Genomic DNA, 19,905 nt, shown 5'->3' on the forward strand with positions numbered 1-19,905 from the left:
ACAAACGACCGCCGTGGGCGGCGAAGAAGGGGTTGCTTGATGCGCGCGTCTTATCTGTTCACCTCGGAATCGGTGTCCGAGGGCCATCCGGACAAGGTCTGCGACCGTATTTCCGACGAGATCGTCGACCTGTTCTACCGCGAGGGGCCGAAGGCCGGCATCGATCCGTGGGCGATCCGCGCCGCCTGCGAGACGCTCGCCACCACCAACAAGGTCGTGATCGCCGGCGAGACCCGCGGCCCCGCCTCGGTCACCAACGAGCACATCGAGCACGTCGTGCGCGAGGCCATCAAGGACATCGGCTACGAGCAGGAAGGCTTCCACTGGAAGACCTGCGACATCGAGATTCTCCTGCATCCGCAGTCGGCCGACATCGCGCAGGGCGTCGACGCGCTGCAGCCCGGCGAGAGGAAGGAAGAGGGCGCGGGCGACCAGGGCATCATGTTCGGTTACGCGACCAACGAGACGCCGGACCTGATGCCGGCGCCCATCTTCTACGCCCACAAGATCCTGCGCCTGATCTCGGAAGCCCGTCACTCGGGTGTCGAGAAGGTGCTTGGGCCGGACTCCAAGAGCCAGGTCACCGTGCAGTATGAGAACGGCAAGCCGGTCGGCGTCCGCGAGATCGTGGTCTCGCACCAGCATCTGGTCGAGGACATGACCTCGGAGCAGGTGCGCGAGCGCGTCGAGCCTTATGTACGCAAGGCGCTGCCGGAAGGCTGGATCACCCCGAAGACCATCTGGCACATCAATCCGACCGGCAAGTTCTTCATCGGCGGTCCCGACGGCGACGCTGGCCTCACCGGTCGCAAGATCATCGTCGACACCTATGGTGGCGCGGCCCCGCATGGCGGCGGCGCCTTCTCGGGCAAGGATCCGACCAAGGTCGACCGTTCCGCCGCTTATGCTGCGCGCTACGTTGCCAAGAACATCGTCGCCGCCGGTCTCGCCGACCGCTGCACGCTGCAGCTCGCTTACGCGATCGGCGTGGCGCGGCCGCTGTCGATCTACATCGACACCCACGGTACCGGTAAGGTGCCCGAGGAGCAGCTCGAGAAGGCAGCCGCCGAGGTGATGGATCTCACCCCCCGCGGCATCCGCAGCCACCTCGATCTCAACCGGCCGATCTACGCGCGCACCTCGTCCTACGGCCATTTCGGCCGCACGCCGGACAATGAGGGCGGCTTCTCCTGGGAGAAGATCGACCTCGTCGAGCAGTTCAAGCGCGCGGTGTGAGCGCTGCCGGCCCTTGGCCGCCGAGATGTTTGAGGCGTCATGGCCGGGCTTGTCCCGGCCATCCACGTCTTGAGTTGAGGTGACGGATACGACTGACGACGTGGATGCCCGGCACAAGGCCGGGCATGACGAACGATTGCTGTTCGATTTGCTGAATGTCGCCTTCGCGCGAAGACAGAGGATGATCTCATGACCGCCAAGCCTGGTTTCACCGACTACATCGTCAAGGACATTTCGCTCGCCGATTTCGGGCGCAAGGAGCTCTCGCTGGCCGAGACGGAGATGCCCGGCCTGATGGCGACGCGCGAGGAATACGGCCCGAAGCAGCCCTTGAAGGGCGCGCGCATCGCAGGCTCCCTGCACATGACGATCCAGACCGGCGTCCTGATCGAGACGCTGAAGGCGCTCGGCGCCGACATCCGCTGGGTCTCCTGCAACATCTATTCGACCCAGGATCACGCCGCGGCCGCGATCGCCGCCGCCGGCATCCCGGTGTTCGCCGTCAAGGGCGAGACGCTGGTCGACTATTGGGACTACACCGCCAAGCTGTTCGACTGGCATGGCGCAAAACCCGGTGAAGCCTTGCATCCCAACATGATCCTCGATGACGGCGGCGACGCCACCATGTACGTCCATCTCGGCCTCAGGGCCGAGAACGGCGACGCGGCTTTCCTGGACAAGCCCGGTTCGGAAGAAGAGGAAGTGTTCTTCGCGCTGCTCAAGAAGCAGCTCAAGGAGAAGCCGAAGGGCTACTTTGCCGCCATCGCCAAGTCGATCAAGGGCGTCTCGGAGGAGACCACCACGGGCGTGCACCGTCTGTACGACATGCAGAAGGCCGGCACGCTGCTGTGGCCCGCCATCAACGTCAACGACAGCGTCACCAAGTCGAAGTTCGACAACCTCTATGGCTGCCGCGAGTCGCTGGTCGACGGCATCCGCCGCGGCACCGACGTGATGATGTCGGGCAAGGTCGCGATGGTCGCCGGCTTCGGCGATGTCGGCAAGGGCTCGGCCGCCTCGCTGCGCCAGGCCGGCTGCCGCGTGCTGGTGTCCGAGATCGATCCGATCTGCGCGCTGCAGGCGGCGATGGAAGGCTACGAGGTCGTGACGATGGAGGACGCCGCGCCGCGCGCCGACATCTTCGTCACCGCCACCGGCAACAAGGACATCATCACCATCGAGCACATGCGCGCGATGAAGGATCGCGCCATCGTCTGCAACATCGGCCACTTCGACAATGAGATCCAGGTCGCTTCGCTGAAGAACCTGAAGTGGACCAACATCAAGCCGCAGGTCGACGAGATCACCTTCGCCGACGGCAAGCGCATGATCCTGCTCTCGGAAGGCCGGCTCGTGAACCTCGGCAACGCCATGGGCCATCCGTCCTTCGTGATGTCGGCGTCGTTCACCAACCAGACCTTGGCGCAGATCGAGCTCTACGCCAACAACAAGGACGGCAAGTACAAGAAGGAAGTCTATGTGCTGCCGAAGTCGCTGGATGAGAAGGTGGCGATGCTGCATCTCGCCAAGATCGGCGTGAATCTCACCAAGCTTCGTCCCGACCAGGCCTCCTACATCGGCGTCAAGCAGGAAGGCCCGTTCAAGTCGGACCACTACCGCTACTGATATTCAGCGCGGCAGATGCTGCGTTGAAGCGAAGGCCGGGGCAGCGCCCCGGCCTTTTTGCTGTCGAGCGGGCGGTCATGGGGACGCCGCCCCGTGGCGGCGATGATAGCTGCTCGGCGACGGCCAGGGCCAATCGGCGAGCGTCGTCCGGTCCGGCTCGAAGATCTCGATGCGCAGCGGATGGCAGGCCGCGCTGTCGCTCGAATGCGTCGATCCGCAGTCGCCGCCGGGGCAGGCCGACAGCGCGCCGAGCAGGTCGATCTCGGCGAAGAGCTCGATGAAGTCGCCGGGCCGCACCGGGCTCGCCTTCATGAAATACTGGTGTGTGTCGCGCGTAAAGCCGGTGCACATGAAGACGTTGAGCACGTCGTGGACGTGATGCTCCACGGCACAGGGCTCCGCATTCAGTTCGCCGGCCAATGCCCGTGCGAGATTCGAATGGCAGCAGAAATCATAGTTGGTCCCCCTCAGCAGACGGTTGGTGTAGGGATCGCAGCGGGTGCCGATCACGTCGTGGATGCCGGCGCCGTCGGCGTCGAAGCCATACCAGCCGAGCGTGTCGTGGCTGATCGTGGCCATCGGCCGCAGGCTCGGCATCGTGCTCCACAGCCGGTCGCCGGTCGACACATGGGTGGCGTGCAGCGCGCGCGTCTTGCCGCTGAAGAAGCGCTCCGACAGATCGTGCGCATTCCACAGGTTGAGGTCGCCGACCTGCGGACCGTCGATGCTGACGATGCGAAAGAATTGCCCGCGCGCGACCCGGAAGATGCGGGCATCGCGCGGCGGCACCACGACCTCGCCGGTCTTGACCAGGGCCCGCCGCGCACGCTCCAGCACGGTCATGTCGGGCTCGGCCTGCATGCCGGCGGGATAGACGATCGCAGCGGGTGCCGCACGGCGCGATGCGGCATCGGCGGGTTCGGCAGGCGGGCGTGGGGACATGTCGATCTCGAGGCAGGGAGGCAATGAGCCAGCATAGCAGCATGTCGTCCACGCGCGCGCCCTGCCGCGCCCGACACCGCTTCCCGCCGTCCAGAGGCGAGGCTCGTTGCGTCAGACGGCTCTCACCAGCTGTCGGACGTCCTGATCGAGCCGGCCGGCCTCAACCCGTCCGCCGCGAGCCCAGCGCCGACGCCCGCACCGCCTTTGGACGCTTGGCTGCGCCATGCTCCTGCCGCGCGGCGAGACGCTTGTGCTTCCTGGTCTCGGCCGCGGCCACCTTCACTGCAGGCGCGCGATGCTTGGCGTATTCCTCGCCGTCGACGGGGCCGACATGCGGCGGGTCGTGATCGAGATAGGGGCGACCGATGCCGAGCGGCTTGCCGTTGGCGTCGACCCACTTCCACAGCGCCTCTGTCGCCACCCAGCGCTGGGCGCGCGTCGCGCCATTGACACTGACGATGTCGGCCGCGAGCCCGTGGCCATAGCCGCCGCGCAGGCTGCCGCCGTGATAGGAGCGGTTGGTGGCCGCCTTCAGCCCGCTCGCGATTTCCTGGCGGTAATCGTCCCGAAAGGCGCTGGTGATGCCGGGCGCGAGGCCGGCGGCCTCGGCGGCATGCAGCGTATGAAACAGCTTCAGCTTGAAGCCGCGGTCCATGCCCCCAATCACGTACTCCATCATGGTCCGGCCGACGCGATTGGCGGCCTTGGGATCCTTCCAGGTGAAGTCATTGTCCACCAGTTTGGTGAAGCTTCGCGTGACCTTCACCATGCGGCCCTTGCGCTTCACCGTGACGACGCGGCGCTCGGTTTCCCTGATCTTGTCGAGCTTCGGCGCGCGCTGATACAGCGCCCACAGATAGCGGTCGACGCAGACGTCGATGACCGGGCATTCGTCGAGAATCTCGATGCGGTCGGCGCTGGCGACAGTGGCCTGGGGCGGTTCGACCGTCGCACGCGGCGCAGCCTGTTCGTCCGCAGGCAGGGCCGCCGATGGGTTGATCGATGCGGTGGTGAGCGCAGCCTCCGGTGATGGCGACTGCGCCGCGGTCTGCTCGGTGATCGTGGCTGCAGCCGCCGCGACGGCCGGCGTCGTTATCGCCTCGATCTCGGCGGCGCCTGCAGGCCAGGCCATCACGCAGCCGGCGAGGACAACAGATCGGTACAACGCACGCGTGGTGAACTGCTGCGAGCTCATCATCCCGGCCCCCCAAGATCCAGGCTCCTGCGAACAGGAGCGGTCAGGCATCCGATACCCCTGATTGTTCGGCGCATGGCGGCGGGGCGCAACATCGTAGTGCCGCTCCCGCGCAGCTTTTGCGGGAACTGTGGCTTGCGCGCAACGATCGGGAGTTCCGCGAGTGGCGCCGGCTTGCGAACTGCCGTTCAGCTTGTGCACACCTTGCCGGCAACGCGCGCAACCTCGACCACATCAGGCCGATCGGTTGCCGGCGGCAGCAGCGCGGCGTAGTCTGTTACGACTGGTTCGTGGAGCTGATGTCATGAGCACCATCGAGATCGTCGTCGGTGGCATCAGGCTGATCCGGGATTACGCGCCCGATGATTCGATCTGGTCGCTGCCGGAGGAGAAGCGCGAGCGGAAGGCGTTGGCGGATGCGCAGCGCGATCTCGCTGTTGGAGCCGACCGGCTGGCACAGACGCCCTATGCCGTGAGGGGCTGAGCAGGTCAGCGCTCGACGGGCGCATCCACCGCGCGAGGGCTACGCCGCAGCAGCTTGCGTCCCGTCAGCATGGCACGCGCAAGGTTCTCGTGCTGCAGGCGGCTGACCAGCGCGACGCCGGCGACATGCAGCACGATGAGCACGATCACGAGATCTGACGTCACCTCGTGGGTGTCCTCGACCCACCAGACGCCGAAGAAGCGCACTGTCACTTGCATCGCGCCGGTCACGGCGGAGACGATGAGCACGAGCAGCAGCGCGAGCTGCATCGCGGTGCCAGCGGGGTTGAGGCCGAGATAGCGCCCGGTGCGGCCGCGCCGCAGATTCCATAGATAGGCCGGCGTGGCCCGCAGCCGGGCGGCGATGCTGCGAAACCGCGAGTGGCGCGTGCCGAGCACGCCCCAGATCAGGCGGAACGCGAGCAGTCCGAGGATCGCATAGCCGGCGAGCCGATGCAGCCCGTGATGGACGTTCGGCGTCACCCAGGCGACGAGCACCAGCACGGCAAGCCACCAATGCCACAGACGCAACGGGAGATCCCAGACCTGCACAGTCTCGGCAGGGTCTGGGTCTCGCACCGTGGCTCTGGGGGCTGTCCCGTGCATGCTTATCACGTCACGTCGTGCAGAGGCGCTGGACGACGGCCACGTCGTGCCAACTACTTGGCGATCGTGTGCTTCAGGCTGAGATCCTCAGGGCTGTAGAACAGCTCATAGAGCTTGCCGCCCTTGACGCCGTAGACCTCGTAGCAGGTGCCCTCGACCTTGGAGCGGCGCACCTCGTAGCCCGCGTCCTTGGCCTTTGCCTCGGCCTCGGTGGCCGGCTTCCACTGGGCCTTGTCGAGCTTGGTGCAGGTCTTGTAGCCGTCAGCCAGGGCCGGCGAGATGGCGGCGGAGCCGGCAAGGCCGGCGAGTGCGACGGCGAGCATGGCCGCGGTGGTCAGTCTCATCATGTCCTCCAATGAGCAAATTCAAATACGATGCATCGTGGGATCAGTGGAGATGGCAACGGGCCGGATGTGTCAACGGAGCGTCAGCTGGAATCGCTCTTAGAGTGTTTCCAGATTCGTGAAAGGCCTGGAATCCAAGGGGCGCAGCGACAATCGTCGCATCCGCGACGTTAGGTCTCGCTATCCCCCCGTGAGCAAGCAACCGGTGCGCTTTGATGCTCTAGATCGTCCTCTGGCAGACCATGGTGTCCCATGCGTTGAACATCTCGTTGCGCGGGTCGACTGGATTGCTTCGCTTCGCTCGCAATGACGACGGTGATGGACCAAGTCCGGCCACGAGCACCTGAGACGTTGCCAAAGCCTAATGCTGCCGCGCCATCATTGCGAGCGAAGCGAAGCAATCCGGGAGCCGTCCTGGTTCTCGGATCTGATGATCGTCATCACTGCCTGGAGCTGGACGCCGCCGCGAACATCTGTCAGAAGTATCTTATGACCTTCCGCGTTCACATCACAGGCGCCGCCTCGTGCAGCCGAATTACCGACCCGGCCTGATCCGTCGGGCCGGGCGTTGTTGCCTGTGAACAGAGTCTGTGAACATTAATGGCGCCCGAGAGGCGCCGCACGCGAGGTCTCTTCCGATGTCTCCGAACCAAGTCGCGCTGCACCTCGTGTGCGGCAAGATCGCTGCCGGCAAATCGACGCTCACCGCCGAGCTGGGCCAGAGGCCGCACACCGTCGTCGTCGCCGAGGATCAATGGCTGGCGCAGCTCTATCCCGGCGAGCAGAAAACACTTGCGGACTACGTGCGTAATTCGAGCCGGCTGCGCAGCGTGATGGGGCCCCACGTGGTGGCGCTGTTGCGCGCCGGCGTGTCGGTCGTGCTCGACTTTCCCGCCAACACGCTGGCAAGCCGCGCCTGGATGCGCGGCCTGTTCGAAGCCGCCGGCGTCGCACATCAGCTGCATCATCTCGACGTGCCCGATGATGTCTGCAAGGCACGCCTGCGCGCCCGCAATGAGGAAGGCCGCCACGCCTTCGCGGTGACCGACGATGAGTTCGACCTGTTCACGTCCTACTTCGTGGCGCCGACGCCCGAGGAAGGATTCGACGTGATCGTGCATCGGCCGTAAGCTCACGCTCCGGAGCGGATGCGATGCGTTGACTTCGGCCTTCGCAGGCGCCGGAATAACGGTGGGAGAGGGACGGTCATCATGAACGACGTTTCTCGTAGCCCGGATGAGCGACGCGACATCCGGATTTCACCTGTGCAGCGCGTGAGACCCCGGATATCGCGTCGGCCGGCGCCCGCTGGGCGCAGGCCTCCGCTCATCCGGGCTACGCGTCGCGAGCCGATGCATGCGGCTCTTAGTCGATCACCAGCCCGATCCGAAACCGCCGGTTCTGCCGGCCCTTGTTGTCGACCTTGAGGATGCGGATACGCCGGGCCTGCGCGGTGGAGATGAGGTGCGTGCCGCCGCAGGCCTGGCGGTCGAGGCCGTCGATGTCGACGATGCGGATCAGGCCGTCAGCCTGCCGCGGCGGCGCGACCGACTTGGCGCGGAACAGGCCCGCCGTCGCCTGTGCGTCGTCATAGCCGATATCGAACGCGCGCACCGGGCGATCATCCGAGATCGCCGCGTTGACGGCGTCCTCCACCGCGCGCAGCTGCTCCGGCGCCACCTTGGGCAGATCGAAATCGACGCTGAACGCGTCGGTCTCGGTCATGCGGACGCCGGTCAGCAGCGCGCCGTCGAACAGCGTGTAGACGGCGCTGTTGACGAGATGGGCGACCGTGTGCTGCTCGCTCATGCGCTGCCGGAACGCCGGATCGACGCGCAATTGCATCGATCCTGCGGGAACGACCTCACCGCCGATCAGATGCCAGATGCCATCGGCGGTCGGCTCGAAGCCGGTGACGTCGCGGACGATGCCGTTCCACGCGATGGTGCCGTGGTCGGGCAGCTGACCGCCGCCGCCGGGGTAGAACGGCGAGCACGCCAGCAGCACCGCGCCGGGGCGCGCATCCAGCGCCGTGACGTCAAGCTCCAGCACTCCCGGATGATCGACCGCAAAGGGTCTCGGCAAAAAGTCGGTCATGCGAAAACGTCTCGCTACATCGGAGCCCGGATTGAGCGTAAGCGACATCCGGGACGGGCGGTCCTGCATGTCGCTACGCTCATGCAGGCCACGGGCCCCTCCTAGACATACGCAGCATCGCAGCGCTGCGCAAATTGACTCTCTTGCTGGTCTGTCGCAGTCCCGGCACGGACTCAGCGGCACGCCGCAACCGTGAACCACGCCATGCGGAACGCGCCGTCGCGCAGGCGGAGGCACACGGTGTCGCCCGGCTGCAGCCGCTCGTAGAGCGCCTGCGGTACATGCGCGTCGGTCGGCGTCGCGAACGGACCCCAGGGCTCCAGCGTAAGCTGGTAGGTCGCCAGGCGGCTATGGCCGAGATGCTTTGACAGCACGCGGCTGCGCAGCAGCGAAGGCGCCGAGCGGTCGAGCGCGGTGTTGAACTGGCCGAGCGTCCCGAACGCATAGGCGCCGACGAACAGCGCGGCAAGCAGCAGCCGCCAGCCGCGCCGCCGCAGCTGGGTTTCGAAGCGTGCGGCGACCAGCAGGAAGATGACGGCGACCGCGATCGCGAACGCCGTCAACGGCAGCCAGCTGACGAGATTGACGTCCGACAGCGTGCGCGCGGCGAGCGTGCCGGCCGCCACGATGCATCCGGTGCCGAGATTGGCGCCGGCATAGCCGGAGCCGAGGCCGATGCGGAACCGGCCCGGGAAACGCAAGGTGAGGATCAGCGCCACGAGTGGAATGGCGACGACCACCGCAATCAACTGTCCGGCCGGGAAGCTCGGAAACAAAGACCACAGTGCCAGCGCGACGGCGATGATGGTGAACCCCGTGGCCTGAAGCTGCGCCTGCACGCTGCCGCGTCCCCGGCTGTCGCTGTCGTCGGGCCTGTGGTCGAGCGGGTCGGAGGCGTTCATCACGAGGTCCGTCTGAGGCTGACCTCCTCAATAGAGGAGGAGGGTTGATCGAATGCGAACAGGCCCTGGATTTCGGGTCAAGTTCAGGTCTTGGATTTCAGGTCTTGGATTTCAGGGCTTGGATTTCAGGGCTTTGGATCTAGGATCTTGGATTTAAGACCTTGGATTTGACATGCCATGGTGGGGTTGCCAGTGTCCGCCAGGCAAAGCCAAGAAGCTGCCCCTAGGAAACGCCAGGAAAACGTCATGTCCCCAGAGCATGTCGACGTGCTGATCGTCGGCGCCGGGCTGTCCGGCATCGCCGCCGCCTATCATCTGCAGCACAAATGCCCGGGCAGGCGCTTCGTGATCCTGGAGGGACGCGCGGCGATCGGCGGCACCTGGGACCTGTTCCGCTACCCCGGCATCCGCTCCGACAGCGACATGTACACGCTCGGCTATTCGTTCAAGCCGTGGACCGATCCGAAGGCGATCGCTGACGGATCGCAGATCCTGAAATACGTCCGGGACACCGCGACCGAGAACGGCATCGATCGCCAAATCCGCTTCGACCATCGCGTCCTCCGCGCGTCCTGGTCGAGCGCGGACGCGCGCTGGACCGTCGAGGCCGAGCGCCGGACGGAGCAGGGCACGATCGAGACCGTGCTGTTGACCTGCGGCTTCCTGTTCATGTGCTCCGGCTACTACCGGTACGAGGCGGGCTATCTGCCGGAATTCAAGGGCATGGCCGATTTCAAGGGCCGCGTCGTGCACCCGCAGGCTTGGCCAGAGGATCTCGATTATGCCGGCAAGCGCGTCGTGGTGATCGGCTCCGGCGCCACCGCGGTGACCTTGGTGCCGGCGATGGCCAAGACCGCGGCGCATGTGACGATGCTGCAGCGCTCGCCGACCTATGTGGTGTCGCGCCCGGCGCAGGACGCGCTCGCCAACAAACTGCGCCGCCATCTGCCCGCAAGCCTCGCCTATCATCTGATCCGCTGGCGCAACGTGCTGTTCGGGATGTATTTCTTCCAGCTCAGCCGGCGCAAGCCGCAGCGGGTCAAGCAGCTGATCCTGGGCGGCGTGCGCGCCGCGCTCGGGCCCGACTACGACGTCGCCACCCATTTCACGCCGCGTTACAACCCGTGGGATCAGCGGCTGTGCCTGGTGCCGGACGGCGATTTATTCAAGACCATCCGCGAGCAGCGGGCCTCGGTGGTGACCGCCGGAATCGATGGGTTTACCGAGCGCGGCCTGCGACTCTCCGATGGACGTGAGCTCGAAGCTGATATCGTGGTCACCGCGACTGGTCTCGTGCTGCAGGTGCTGGGCGGCATCGAGGTCACGGTCGACGGCCGCACGGTCGATTTCGCGAAGACGCTCAACTACAAAGGCATGATGTATTCCGACGTGCCCAACCTGGCGGCGACGCTCGGCTACACCAACGCGTCGTGGACGCTGAAATGCGATCTCACCTGCGAATATGTCTGCCGGCTGCTCAACTACATGGACCGCCACGGCTATCGCCAATGCGTGCCGCATAACGACGATTCCACCGTCGCGCCGCTGCCGTCGCTGAGCTTCAGCTCCGGCTATGTGCAGCGCGCGGTCGCCGACCTGCCGAAACAGGGCTCGAAGCGGCCATGGCGGCTGTACCAGAACTACGCCCTCGACATCGTCTCGCTGCGCTTCGGCAAGCTCGACGACGGCGTGATGCGCTATTCGTGAGAGGTCGAGTTCGCACGAGGTTTCTTGCCTGCGCCGTGGACACGGGCCTCATGGTTCGAGACGGCGCTTCGCGCCTCCTCACCATGAGGGTCCGGCTTGTTCATCTCGCCACGTAACAAGTCCTCATCCTGAGGAGCCCGCCGAAGGTGGGCGTCTCGAAGGATGACCGCGGAGGCAGTGTCAGCTGCTTACTGTCATCCGGTGCGATTGCGATTGACTTGGGAGCGCTCACCGTTCCGTCGCCGCCCCATCCCGCAGCGGCGCGCGGCTGAGGTCGTTGCCGGCGGCGATCGCCTTCTGCAGCAGGCGGGTCAGCTCACTCGCCTCGGCCGCGGTGAGGCCGCGCACCATCAGCCGCTGCGCGGCCTCGACCGCCGGCGTGATCGCCGCCAAGGTCCGCCGGCCGTCGTCGGTGATCAGCAGTTCGCGTGAACGGCGGTCGCGCGTGCTCGCCCGGCGCACCACGAGACCCTTCTGCGCGAGCCTGTCGATCACCCCGGTGATGGTGGTGCGGTCATAGGCGATAAGGCCGGCCAGGGTGATCTGGTCGATCGCCGGATTGGCCGCGATGGCCGCCAGCGCCGCATATTGCACCGGGGTCAGGTCGAAGCCGGCCGCGTCCATCTCGGCCAGGAACACCGCCACCGCGATCTGCTGAAACCGGCGTGCCAGGTGCCCCGGCATGTCCTGCATATCCGTCACGTCATCCCTCCCGGCTCTCTCTTGACAAGTATACTGATGATCAGCATACTGATCAATAAGGAACAGCAAGGGAGGGTGATCGCATGCAGTTTCATCTGAATGGATTCCAGCCGGGCGATCCCGAGATCTTCGACGCCGCCGAGCGCGTGGCGAGCCAGGGCGCCTCGGGCGCGCTGCCCACCGAGGTCGACGTTCTCATCGTCGGCTGCGGGCCGGCGGGGCTCAACCTCGCGGCGCAGCTCTCGGCATTCCCCGACATCAAGACCTGCATCGTCGAGCAGAAGCCGGGCCGGCTGCTGCTCGGCCAGGCCGACGGCATCGCCTGCCGCACCATGGAGATGTTCCACACCTATGGCTTCAGCGAGCGCGTGCTGAAGGAGGCGTGCTGGATCAACGAGACCACGTTCTGGAAGCCGGACGATAAGAACAGCGCGCACATCGTGCGTAGCGGCCGCGTGCAGGACGTCGAGGACGGCCTGTCGGAGATGCCGCACGTCGTGCTCAACCAGGCGCGGGTGCACGACTTCTTCCTTGACGTGATGCGCCGCTCGGCGGGCAAGCTCGAGCCGCATTATGCGCGGCGGCTGCGCGATCTCCAGATCGACCCGGCGGCGGGCGCTGACGATCGCGCGGTGACCGTCAGCTTCGACCGGATCGATCCTGATCATGAAGGCCAGGTCGAGACCATCCGGGCGCGTTATGTCGTCGGCTGCGATGGCGCCCGCAGCACGGTGCGCAAATCGATCGGCCGCGAGCTGCATGGCGATTCCGCCAACCACGCCTGGGGCGTGATGGACGTGCTCGCCGTGACCGACTTTCCCGACATCCGCTTCAAGTCGCTGATCCAGTCGGCAAAGGACGGCAGCCTCCTGGTGATCCCGCGCGAGGGCGGCTATCTGGTGCGGCTCTATGTGGAGCTGGCCAAGCTCGACGTCGGCGAGCGCGTCGCCGGCCGCAATATCACGGTCGATACGCTGATCGAGAAGGCGAACCGGATTCTTGCGCCCCATACGCTCGAGGTGAAGGAGGTCGCGTGGTGGTCGGTCTACGAGATCGGCCAGCGCATCTGCGACAAGTTCGACGACGTGCCGGACGACGAGATCGCAACAAGGCTGCCGCGCGTGTTCATCGCCGGCGATGCCTGCCACACCCACAGCCCGAAGGCCGGGCAGGGCATGAACGTGTCGATGCAGGACACCTTCAATCTCGGCTGGAAGCTCGCGGCTGTGCTGGGTAAGCGCTGCGCGCGGCAGCTCTTGCACAGCTACTCGGCGGAGCGGCAGGCGATCGCCCAGGAGCTGATCGATTTCGATCGCGAATGGGCCGCGATCCTCGCCTCCGCGGCCAAGCAGGGCGGCGCGGATGCGGCCAAGACGCAGGACTATTTCGTGCGCCACGGCCGCTACACCGCGGGCACCGCGACGCACTATCGGCCCGCGCTGCTCACCGGCGACGCGACGTTCCAGCAGCTCGCCGCGGGCTTCGTGATCGGCAAGCGCTTCCATTCGGCGCCGGTGATCCGGCTCGGCGACGCCAAGCCGGTGCAGCTCGGGCATGTGATCCAGGCCGATGGCCGCTTCCGCATCTTCGCCTTCGCGGGAGCTGAGGACCCGGCCGCGCCGCAGTCCGGCATTCGCCGCCTGTGCCGTTTCCTGAGCGAGGATGCGGCCTCGCCGGTGCGGCGCTACACGTCTGCCGGCGCCGACATCGACTCTGTGATCGATCTGCGCGCGGTCTTCCAGCAGGGCCATCGCGAGCTTGCGATCGAGACCATGCCGGAGCTGCTGGTCCCGAAGAAGGGCCGCTATGGCCTCACCGACTACGAGAAGATGTTCTGTCCTGATCTCAAGAGCGGCCAGGACATCTTTGCGATCCGCGGCGTCGATCGCAAGGCGGGGTGCATGGTCGTGGTGCGGCCCGACCAGTACGTCGCCGACGTCCTGCCGCTCGACGATGTCAGGAGGCTGGCCGCGTATTTCGACGGCTTCATGCTGCCGGCCGGCCGCGGCGAGGGATGATGGTTAAGGAAGTGCAAATTCAGCGTCCGGCTTCCTCGCCTTGGCGCTAGCCAGATCCCAATGTTTCTTCGCTACAAACAGCTTCTACGGATGGACTAGAAGCGGGTGAGACATCGAGATGTTGGCGAACCGTCGCAAAAGCGAACGTCGGCTGTGCAAGAGGATCGCGAAGATCCAGTGGGGGACCGGGAACCTGCCGCGGGACTGCACCATCACGGATATTTCCAACGGCGGCGTCAAGGTCATCGCGGAATTCGTCGAGATTCCTCCGCAGTTCACCATCGTCTTCGGGCCCGACCATTCGCGCAAGTGCCGGCTGGCGTGGCGCATCGGTTGCGAGTTCGGCGCCGAGTTCGTCGATTGAGGCGAGCCGGCCGCCTGCGCTTAACGGGACTTTAGGGTTAATCCGGCATCGTGCCGGCATCTGGTCCTGAAGTAGTTCAGTTGCATGCGTGCGCGGCCCTCTTGCTCTTCCCATGTCCTGCGGCCGGCCGCGTTCGCGCTGTCTTTCGCGGTCGTGCTGCTCGGTCTCGGCGCCTGCCAGACCACCGATCTCCAGGAGGTCACGGGGGCGCTCGGCGGCGCGTCCGACAAGAGCCGTCCGGCCGCCGCCGATCCGCGGGCCGATCTCGACCAGCTCCGCGACCGCTTCCGCGCCACTCCGAACGATCCCGACAACGCGCTGCGCTACGGCAGCGCGTTGCGCGCCACCGGGCAGCGCTCGCAGGCCGTCGCCGTGCTGGAGCAGGCGACCATCGCCAACCCCGGCAACAAGGTGCTGCTCGCAGGCTACGGCCGGGCGCTGGCCGACAACGGCAATTTCCAGCAGGCCTTCGACGTGCTGAGCCGGGCGCATTCGCCCGAGGATCCCGACTGGCGCATTCTGTCGGCGCAGGGCGCCACGCTCGACCAGCTCGGCCGCCACGAGGAGGCCCGTCAATACTACGCGACCGCGCTGAAGATCGCCCCCGACGATCCCTCGGTCCTCTCCAATCTCGGCCTGTCCTACGCGCTCTCCAACGAGCTGCCGAAGGCGGAGGAGCAGCTGCGCAAGGCCAATGCGCATCCGGATGCGAGCCCGCGGGTCAGGACCAATCTTGCCGTCATCGTCGGTCTGCAGGGTCGCATGCGCGAGGCCGAGGGCATTGCGCGGGGCGGGCTGCCGCCCGAGCAGGCCAGCGCCAACGTCGCCTATGTGAAACGGATCCTCGAGCGCCGGCAGGTCGCGCAGCGCGAGCTGTCGCCGCGCCGCGAGCGTCCCGCCGCCGGCGAGCCGGACAAGGCGCTGGCGCGGGCGCTCAGTCGCTCCGACGACTGAGCCGCCGCTATTTCACGCCGAGCAGCCTGGCGATCGGCGCCAGCAGTGAGGAGCGCTGCGGCCTCTGATCGATGCGGCCGGTCAGCCGGTTCGCGATGTCGAGAAACAGCTTCGGCGTGCGGTTCAGCCCGGAGATCTCCGCGATCATCTGGCCGTTGTTGGCGGCGGTGCCGAACAGCTTGCAGTCGAACGGGATCACCGCGACCGGCTCGGCCTCGACCGTCTTGGCGAAGCGCTTGAGATCGATCTCCGGCCGTTTCGGCATGCCGACCTGGTTCAGGCAATACAGCGGCGGCCGGTCGTTGGGACGCGAGGATTTGAGCACGCTCAGCAGGTTCTTGGCGTTGCGCAGATTGGCCAGATCCGGCTCCGCGACCACCAGGATGTCGTCGGCGTTGATCAGCGCGTGCCGCGTCCAGGCCGACCATTGGTGCGGCACGTCGAGCACGATGCACTGCTGGGTCATGCGCAGGGTGTCGAAGATCGCGTCGAACGCCTCGGCGCCGAAATCATAGACGCGATCCAGGGTGGCGGGCGCGGCGAGCAGGTTCAGATGCTCGGTGCATTTGGCGAGCAGGCGCTCCATCAGCGCCGTATCCGGCCGGTCCGGCTGGAATACGGCGTTGGCGATGCCCTGCAGCGGATCCTGATTGTAGTCGAGGCCGGCGGTGCCGAACGCCATGTCGAGGTCGATGACGACGGAATCGAGCGTCAGATCGCGCGCCATGCTCCACGCCACGTTGTGCGCGACGGTCGAGGCGCCGACGCCGCCTTTGGCTCCGACCACGGCGATGATGCGGCCGGTGATGACGGATTCCGAGGCTGAGAACAGGCTGCAGACCGAGCGGATGACGTCGAGGGTCTCGACCGGGCCGATCACGTAGTCGTTGACGCCACGCCGCACCAGTTCGCGATAGGCGACGCCGTCGCTCATGCTGCCGATCAGCACGACGCGGGTGCCGGGATCGCAGACGCTGGCGAGATCGTCGAGCCCGCCCACGATGTCGCCGCCCGGTTTCGTTTCGAGAACGATCACGTTGGGCGTCGGCTGGGAATGGTAGGTCTCGATGGCCCTGGGCATGCCGCCCATCTTGATGGTGATGTGCGCCTTGCCGAGCCGGCGGTCCTGACTGGCCGCCAGGATCGCCGCCGAGGTCTGTTCGGTCTCGCAGAACGCCTGCATGGAGATGCGCGGGACCGGCGCGATGTGATCGTCGGCAGCCGGGCCGCTCGGCCCGGGCTGCTCATCCTGGCTCTGACGGGATGCGTTGATCATTTGCCTGTATCGCTGAGCTTGGCCTTGTCGGCTTCCGGATAGGCCACGGCCGTCGATTCCCCCTTGCGATATTTCTCGAACAGGGCGGAGCGCCGTGGCGTGTAGGCGGCCATCTCCGCGCGCGGCTGCTCGAGATCGGCGGGATTGTCGATCATCGCGGCCAGATTGCGCTGCGTGGCGCAGCCGAAGTTCTGATAGTGCAGGTTGTTGCTGTAACCCGGGTTGTGCATGTTCGGTCCGAGATCATCCGGCCACAGTCCGCAGGGACCGGCGACCGCGGCGATCTTCGGATAGCTCAGCCGCACCGCAGCGAGCAGCCGCGGATCGTCGGGCGTGTAATGACGCAGCGCGATGGCGCGGGAGGGAACGCCGCCCGCGGTCAGCGTGGCGTGGATCTCGCGATAGGCATCGCTGGCCGCGCGCGCATTCGGCGTGTCGGCCGGCACCTCGGCGACGATCGCGCCGGTGCCTTCACGCTGCCAGGAGCGGGCGAGACCTGCGACGTCGGTGCGTTGCTGATAGGTCAGGCCGCCGCGTCCGTTGCCGACGAACACGACGAGCGATTGCTGGCCCTCCTGGATGGCGATCGGATGGCGCATCCTGTAGTCATCCGGGATCGTCGCAACGACCTCGCCGCTCGTATAGTTGCAGGCGCCGAGCGTCAGCGCCAGACCTGTGAGTGCGCCGATCCGGCGCCACGCCCGTCGACCGTTCGCTGCAGATGAACCCGACATGATCGTTCCCCCGTGCCCCGTGATCCTGCTGTCTCAGTCGATGATGAAGCCGAAGCCGGCCGGCTGCCCGGTGGCCGTGTCGACCTTCGCGGCGATGCCGTAGAGCCGGTTCATGCGGCCGAGCAGCGCCGACTCCGAGTCGGTTGCGGGCGCAAAGCCGTCATCCGGACGCGACAGCTCCTTCTGGGCGACGGCCCGAACCACATAGGGCGTCACCATGACCATCAGCTCGGTCTCGTTGTTCACGTAGTCCTGGCTGCGGAACAACTGTCCGAGGACCGGCAGCTGATCGATGCCGGGCAGGCCGTTGACCGCCTGCTTGGTCTGGTTCTGGATCAGGCCGGCCATCGCCATCGAACCGCCGGAGGGGATCTCCAGCGTGGTCTCGGCGCGGCGGGTGCGGATCGCGGGGATCGTGACCGACGACGTCGAGGCCGACGTCAGCGCATAGGACACCGTGATCGCGTTGTCGTTCGACAGCTCCGACACTTCCGTCATCACCCGCAGGCTGATGCGGCCTTCGCCGAGCACGACCGGGGTGAAGTTGAGCGAAATGCCGAATTTCTTGTAGGTGATCGACGTGCTGCAGACCCGCGTGGTGGGATCGCAGGAATAGCCGCCGGGAATCGGGAATTCGCCGCCGGCGATGAAGGTCGCGGATTCGCCTGAGATCGCGGTCAGGTTCGGCTCGGCCAGCGTCTTGACGACCCCGGCCGTCTCCATCGCCCGCATCGTCGCCGAGACCGACGACAGGCCGCCGCCGGTGACGTTGAGGCCGTTGGTGCCGACGAGCGACTTGCCCAAGGCCGTGAACGGATTGGAGTTGTTGAAGTTCACGACGGCCGTGCCGTAGCTCATGCTGGCGCTGAGGTCGATGCCGAGCTGCTTGACGACCTCGCGCCGGACTTCGGAGACGTTGACCTTCAGCATGACCTGATCGCGGCCGCGCACGACGATCGAGTTGACGACCTTGTCGGCGCCGCCGACCAGCCGCCCGGCGATCTCGCCGGCCTGCTGCGCCTCGACCGGGCTGGAGACCGATCCGGTCAGGATCACGCCGTCGCCGACGCCGTCGATCTTGACGCCGGGAATGCTCTGGCTGAGCGCCTGGCGGACGCCGTTGAGGTCGCGCTTGATGGCGATGTCGTAGGCGGCGACCTGCTGTCCCTCGGCATCGAAGAACACCACGTTGGTCTGGCCGACGGCCGCACCGATGATGTAGGCGCGCCGCGCGGAACGGACGACGGCGTTGGCGATCTTGGGATCGGCAACGAGCACGTCCTTCACGTCCTGCGGGAAGTCGACGACGACGGACTTGCCGATGCCGAGCGACAGATAGCGGACCTTGGATGAGCCGGCCGAAACGAGCGGCGTATCCGGCCTGTCCTCGGCAGCCTTCACCGGCGCCAGCGCCGGATTGAGCGCCAGAGCGAAGGCCGCTGAAATGGATAGCGCGCGGACGACGTGCGTCCCCATCCTTGCGCGTTGATGCCCACCCATCATCTTCCCCGTCCTTTCGGTCACTTCTGCGCCGTGAGCGAGCTCGTGACCCCGTAGCGAATGATCTCGATGCCGTTGCCGCGCCGCGCTTCTTTGGCGTCTTTCGCTTCTTTTGCTTCGGCAGTGCTTGTGTCGGTTGCGTTCACGTCGGCGATGCTGCGCAGCGCCAGCGCCAGCGAGCCGGCCTGCCGCGCGCGCGCCAGGGTCTCGGCCTGGTCGGGCTTGAGCTCGAGCGTCACCGTCTTGCCGACGACCGTGTTCTGGCCTTCTTTTTCCTTCGGCGCCTGGTCGATCGCGAGCACGCGGACATTGGTGAGAATGATCTCGGAGCTGACGGAGTCGGGGCCACCCGGCTTGTCGGGATTCTTGTCGCGCTTCGACAGGATGACATCGACGCGGTCGTTCGGCAGGATGAAGCCGCCGGCGCCGGTCTCTGGCGAGATCTCGGTGGAGATCGCGCGCATGCCCGCCGGCAGGATCGCCGCCATGAAGCCCGAGCCGTCGGCCTTGACCAGCTTCTGCTCGCGAATGGGTTCGCCGATGACGAACGGCGCGCGCGCGATGCTGCCGACGAGCTGATTTGCAGCCTCGGGCCGATCACCGCGGCGGATGAAGATGTTGCTCGCAGCTTCCGGCCAGGTCTGCCACACGAGGTCGCCCGGCTTGATCGGCTGTCCCAGTCCGATATCGCCCTTGGCGACCAGCACGTCGACGGTCGGCAACTGCGCGACCGGTGCGACCGGCGCCGGCGGCTGGCCCTCGGAGTTGCTGACCAGATAGGCCGCAACGCCACCCGCGCCGAGAGCGATGGTTAATACCACGATGCGTGCGGTCATCATACGCGTGACTACTCTACTTACTCATGCGCCGGGGAGGCGAACAAGCCGACTAACAGGCTTCCCGTCGCTCATGACTAAGCGGCAATGGTATAAGCGAACTTGAACGGAGCGGGCTGCAGCGGCTGCCGGGCAGACCGATTGTGCAAGTGGTGAACAGCTTGTTAGCGAGCAAATAGCGAAACGACGCGAATGTGTTAGCTGTTTGCTCGCAGCGCGGCTACGCGCGCAGGTAGTCGCTTGCATAATGGATTCACATCGTGAGTTGCGGCGGCGCCTCAGGTGAGAGGCGCGCCGCGCGTCATTTCGAGCAAGGCGCCTCGACCGGGAATCGGACTCCGTGGCGATGCCGTTTGCGAACGATTCCGATCAGTCGTTGGTTC

The 19,905-nt window shown here is 66.1% G+C and carries 19 protein-coding genes; 8 read left to right on the forward strand and 11 right to left on the reverse strand.

Going from position 1 to position 19,905, the window contains the following annotated elements; translation table 11 throughout:
- Positions 1-39: 39 nt before the first annotated feature.
- Together metK and ahcY are read left to right on the forward strand one after the other, a co-directional pair.
- Entirely contained in the window at positions 40-1,236 is a 1,197-nt protein-coding gene (metK, locus tag LQG66_RS35105) for a methionine adenosyltransferase (protein ID WP_231320535.1), read from the forward strand.
- 189 nt (positions 1,237-1,425) lie between these two features.
- Positions 1,426-2,862 carry an adenosylhomocysteinase gene (gene ahcY / locus LQG66_RS35110; RefSeq protein ID WP_231320537.1) on the forward strand — a complete coding sequence of 479 codons (1,437 nt, stop codon included), beginning with the start codon at positions 1,426-1,428 and terminating at the stop codon, positions 2,860-2,862.
- Between the two features lie 75 nt (positions 2,863-2,937).
- On the opposite strand, the gene LQG66_RS35115 is transcribed toward ahcY, so the two are convergent.
- Entirely contained in the window at positions 2,938-3,804 is an 867-nt protein-coding gene (locus LQG66_RS35115; protein WP_231320539.1) for an urea carboxylase-associated family protein, read from the reverse strand.
- A 160-nt stretch (positions 3,805-3,964) separates the two neighbouring features.
- Positions 3,965-5,002, reverse strand: coding sequence for a M15 family metallopeptidase domain-containing protein (locus LQG66_RS35120; RefSeq protein ID WP_231320541.1), 1,038 nt, complete (start codon positions 5,000-5,002; stop codon positions 3,965-3,967).
- 301 nt (positions 5,003-5,303) lie between these two features.
- Here LQG66_RS35120 and LQG66_RS35125 point away from each other — a divergent pair, with 301 nt between their 5' ends.
- Positions 5,304-5,483, forward strand: a complete 180-nt coding sequence (locus tag LQG66_RS35125; RefSeq protein ID WP_231320543.1) for a hypothetical protein — start codon at positions 5,304-5,306, stop codon at positions 5,481-5,483.
- 5 nt (positions 5,484-5,488) lie between these two features.
- Here LQG66_RS35125 and LQG66_RS35130 read toward each other — a convergent pair whose 3' ends face one another.
- Positions 5,489-6,088 carry a cytochrome b/b6 domain-containing protein gene (locus LQG66_RS35130; protein WP_231320546.1) on the reverse strand — a complete coding sequence of 200 codons (600 nt, stop codon included), beginning with the start codon at positions 6,086-6,088 and terminating at the stop codon, positions 5,489-5,491.
- Between the two features lie 53 nt (positions 6,089-6,141).
- Positions 6,142-6,432 (reverse strand): PepSY domain-containing protein, encoded by a 291-nt coding sequence (locus LQG66_RS35135; RefSeq protein WP_231320548.1) that lies wholly within the window; start codon positions 6,430-6,432, stop codon positions 6,142-6,144.
- Positions 6,433-7,070: 638 nt separating this feature from the next.
- Here LQG66_RS35135 and LQG66_RS35140 point away from each other — a divergent pair.
- Positions 7,071-7,562, forward strand: a complete 492-nt coding sequence (locus LQG66_RS35140; RefSeq protein WP_231320550.1) for a P-loop nucleotide/nucleoside kinase family protein — start codon at positions 7,071-7,073, stop codon at positions 7,560-7,562.
- A 235-nt stretch (positions 7,563-7,797) separates the two neighbouring features.
- Here LQG66_RS35140 and LQG66_RS35145 read toward each other — a convergent pair whose 3' ends face one another.
- Positions 7,798-8,529, reverse strand: a complete 732-nt coding sequence (locus LQG66_RS35145) for an alanyl-tRNA editing protein (RefSeq protein ID WP_231320552.1) — start codon at positions 8,527-8,529, stop codon at positions 7,798-7,800.
- A 173-nt stretch (positions 8,530-8,702) separates the two neighbouring features.
- On the reverse strand, positions 8,703-9,431 hold the full coding sequence (locus tag LQG66_RS35150; RefSeq protein ID WP_231320554.1) for a hypothetical protein: 729 nt from the start codon (positions 9,429-9,431) through the stop codon (positions 8,703-8,705).
- Positions 9,432-9,677: 246 nt separating this feature from the next.
- Between LQG66_RS35150 and LQG66_RS35155 the strand changes: the two genes are divergently transcribed.
- A complete protein-coding gene (locus LQG66_RS35155) occupies positions 9,678-11,138 on the forward strand; it encodes a flavin-containing monooxygenase (protein WP_231320556.1) in 1,461 nt (486 codons plus the stop codon).
- Positions 11,139-11,366: 228 nt separating this feature from the next.
- Here the strand turns inward: LQG66_RS35155 and LQG66_RS35160 are convergent, their stop codons facing one another.
- A complete protein-coding gene (locus tag LQG66_RS35160; protein WP_231328067.1) occupies positions 11,367-11,822 on the reverse strand; it encodes a MarR family winged helix-turn-helix transcriptional regulator in 456 nt (151 codons plus the stop codon).
- A 101-nt stretch (positions 11,823-11,923) separates the two neighbouring features.
- Between LQG66_RS35160 and LQG66_RS35165 the strand changes: the two genes are divergently transcribed.
- The 3 genes from LQG66_RS35165 (at position 11,924) to LQG66_RS35175 (ending at position 15,176) form a co-directional block, all read left to right on the forward strand.
- Positions 11,924-13,858 (forward strand): FAD-binding monooxygenase, encoded by a 1,935-nt coding sequence (locus tag LQG66_RS35165; protein ID WP_231320558.1) that lies wholly within the window; start codon positions 11,924-11,926, stop codon positions 13,856-13,858.
- Between the two features lie 118 nt (positions 13,859-13,976).
- Positions 13,977-14,222 (forward strand): PilZ domain-containing protein, encoded by a 246-nt coding sequence (locus LQG66_RS35170; RefSeq protein ID WP_231320560.1) that lies wholly within the window; start codon positions 13,977-13,979, stop codon positions 14,220-14,222.
- Positions 14,223-14,306: 84 nt separating this feature from the next.
- A complete protein-coding gene (locus tag LQG66_RS35175; RefSeq protein ID WP_231320570.1) occupies positions 14,307-15,176 on the forward strand; it encodes a tetratricopeptide repeat protein in 870 nt (289 codons plus the stop codon).
- Between the two features lie 7 nt (positions 15,177-15,183).
- Here LQG66_RS35175 and LQG66_RS35180 read toward each other — a convergent pair whose 3' ends face one another.
- Genes LQG66_RS35180 through cpaB form a run of 4 tightly spaced genes read right to left on the reverse strand, consistent with a single transcriptional unit; the run spans position 15,184 to position 19,525 of the window.
- Entirely contained in the window at positions 15,184-16,452 is a 1,269-nt protein-coding gene (locus tag LQG66_RS35180) for a CpaE/TadZ family protein (protein WP_231320572.1), read from the reverse strand.
- Positions 16,449-17,186, reverse strand: a complete 738-nt coding sequence (locus LQG66_RS35185) for a CpaD family pilus assembly protein (protein WP_231320574.1) — start codon at positions 17,184-17,186, stop codon at positions 16,449-16,451. The genes LQG66_RS35180 and LQG66_RS35185 overlap by 4 nt, the downstream gene beginning before the upstream one ends.
- 33 nt (positions 17,187-17,219) lie before the next feature.
- The gene (locus LQG66_RS35190; protein ID WP_231320576.1) at positions 17,220-18,689 is read right to left on the reverse strand and encodes a type II and III secretion system protein family protein; all 1,470 of its coding nucleotides are present in this window, start codon (positions 18,687-18,689) and stop codon (positions 17,220-17,222) included.
- Positions 18,690-18,706: 17 nt separating this feature from the next.
- Complete coding sequence (gene cpaB, locus LQG66_RS35195; protein ID WP_231320578.1) at positions 18,707-19,525, reverse strand: Flp pilus assembly protein CpaB; 819 nt, start codon at positions 19,523-19,525, stop codon at positions 18,707-18,709.
- Positions 19,526-19,905 lie beyond the last annotated feature (380 nt).

It is taken from the genome of Bradyrhizobium ontarionense (genome assembly GCF_021088345.1).
Taxonomy (GTDB): domain Bacteria; phylum Pseudomonadota; class Alphaproteobacteria; order Rhizobiales; family Xanthobacteraceae; genus Bradyrhizobium; species Bradyrhizobium ontarionense.

Bases quoted from the DNA above. Each gene is read 5' to 3' on its own strand.
- LQG66_RS35155 (WP_231320556.1), top strand. From the start codon at position 9,678: ATGTCCCCAGAGCATGTCGACGTGCTGATCGTCGGCGCCGGGCTGTCC.
- LQG66_RS35120 (WP_231320541.1), bottom strand. From the start codon at position 5,002: ATGATGAGCTCGCAGCAGTTCACCACGCGTGCGTTGTACCGATCTGTT.
- LQG66_RS35165 (WP_231320558.1), top strand. From the start codon at position 11,924: ATGCAGTTTCATCTGAATGGATTCCAGCCGGGCGATCCCGAGATCTTC.
- LQG66_RS35180 (WP_231320572.1), bottom strand. From the start codon at position 16,452: ATGATCAACGCATCCCGTCAGAGCCAGGATGAGCAGCCCGGGCCGAGC.
- LQG66_RS35125 (WP_231320543.1), top strand. From the start codon at position 5,304: ATGAGCACCATCGAGATCGTCGTCGGTGGCATCAGGCTGATCCGGGAT.
- LQG66_RS35175 (WP_231320570.1), top strand. From the start codon at position 14,307: ATGCGTGCGCGGCCCTCTTGCTCTTCCCATGTCCTGCGGCCGGCCGCG.
- LQG66_RS35160 (WP_231328067.1), bottom strand. From the start codon at position 11,822: ATGCCGGGGCACCTGGCACGCCGGTTTCAGCAGATCGCGGTGGCGGTG.
- LQG66_RS35140 (WP_231320550.1), top strand. From the start codon at position 7,071: ATGTCTCCGAACCAAGTCGCGCTGCACCTCGTGTGCGGCAAGATCGCT.
- LQG66_RS35170 (WP_231320560.1), top strand. From the start codon at position 13,977: ATGTTGGCGAACCGTCGCAAAAGCGAACGTCGGCTGTGCAAGAGGATC.
- metK (WP_231320535.1), top strand. From the start codon at position 40: ATGCGCGCGTCTTATCTGTTCACCTCGGAATCGGTGTCCGAGGGCCAT.
- LQG66_RS35150 (WP_231320554.1), bottom strand. From the start codon at position 9,431: ATGAACGCCTCCGACCCGCTCGACCACAGGCCCGACGACAGCGACAGC.
- LQG66_RS35145 (WP_231320552.1), bottom strand. From the start codon at position 8,529: ATGACCGACTTTTTGCCGAGACCCTTTGCGGTCGATCATCCGGGAGTG.
- LQG66_RS35190 (WP_231320576.1), bottom strand. From the start codon at position 18,689: ATGATGGGTGGGCATCAACGCGCAAGGATGGGGACGCACGTCGTCCGC.
- LQG66_RS35130 (WP_231320546.1), bottom strand. From the start codon at position 6,088: ATGCACGGGACAGCCCCCAGAGCCACGGTGCGAGACCCAGACCCTGCC.
- cpaB (WP_231320578.1), bottom strand. From the start codon at position 19,525: ATGATGACCGCACGCATCGTGGTATTAACCATCGCTCTCGGCGCGGGT.
- LQG66_RS35115 (WP_231320539.1), bottom strand. From the start codon at position 3,804: ATGTCCCCACGCCCGCCTGCCGAACCCGCCGATGCCGCATCGCGCCGT.
- ahcY (WP_231320537.1), top strand. From the start codon at position 1,426: ATGACCGCCAAGCCTGGTTTCACCGACTACATCGTCAAGGACATTTCG.
- LQG66_RS35135 (WP_231320548.1), bottom strand. From the start codon at position 6,432: ATGAGACTGACCACCGCGGCCATGCTCGCCGTCGCACTCGCCGGCCTT.
- LQG66_RS35185 (WP_231320574.1), bottom strand. From the start codon at position 17,186: ATGTCGGGTTCATCTGCAGCGAACGGTCGACGGGCGTGGCGCCGGATC.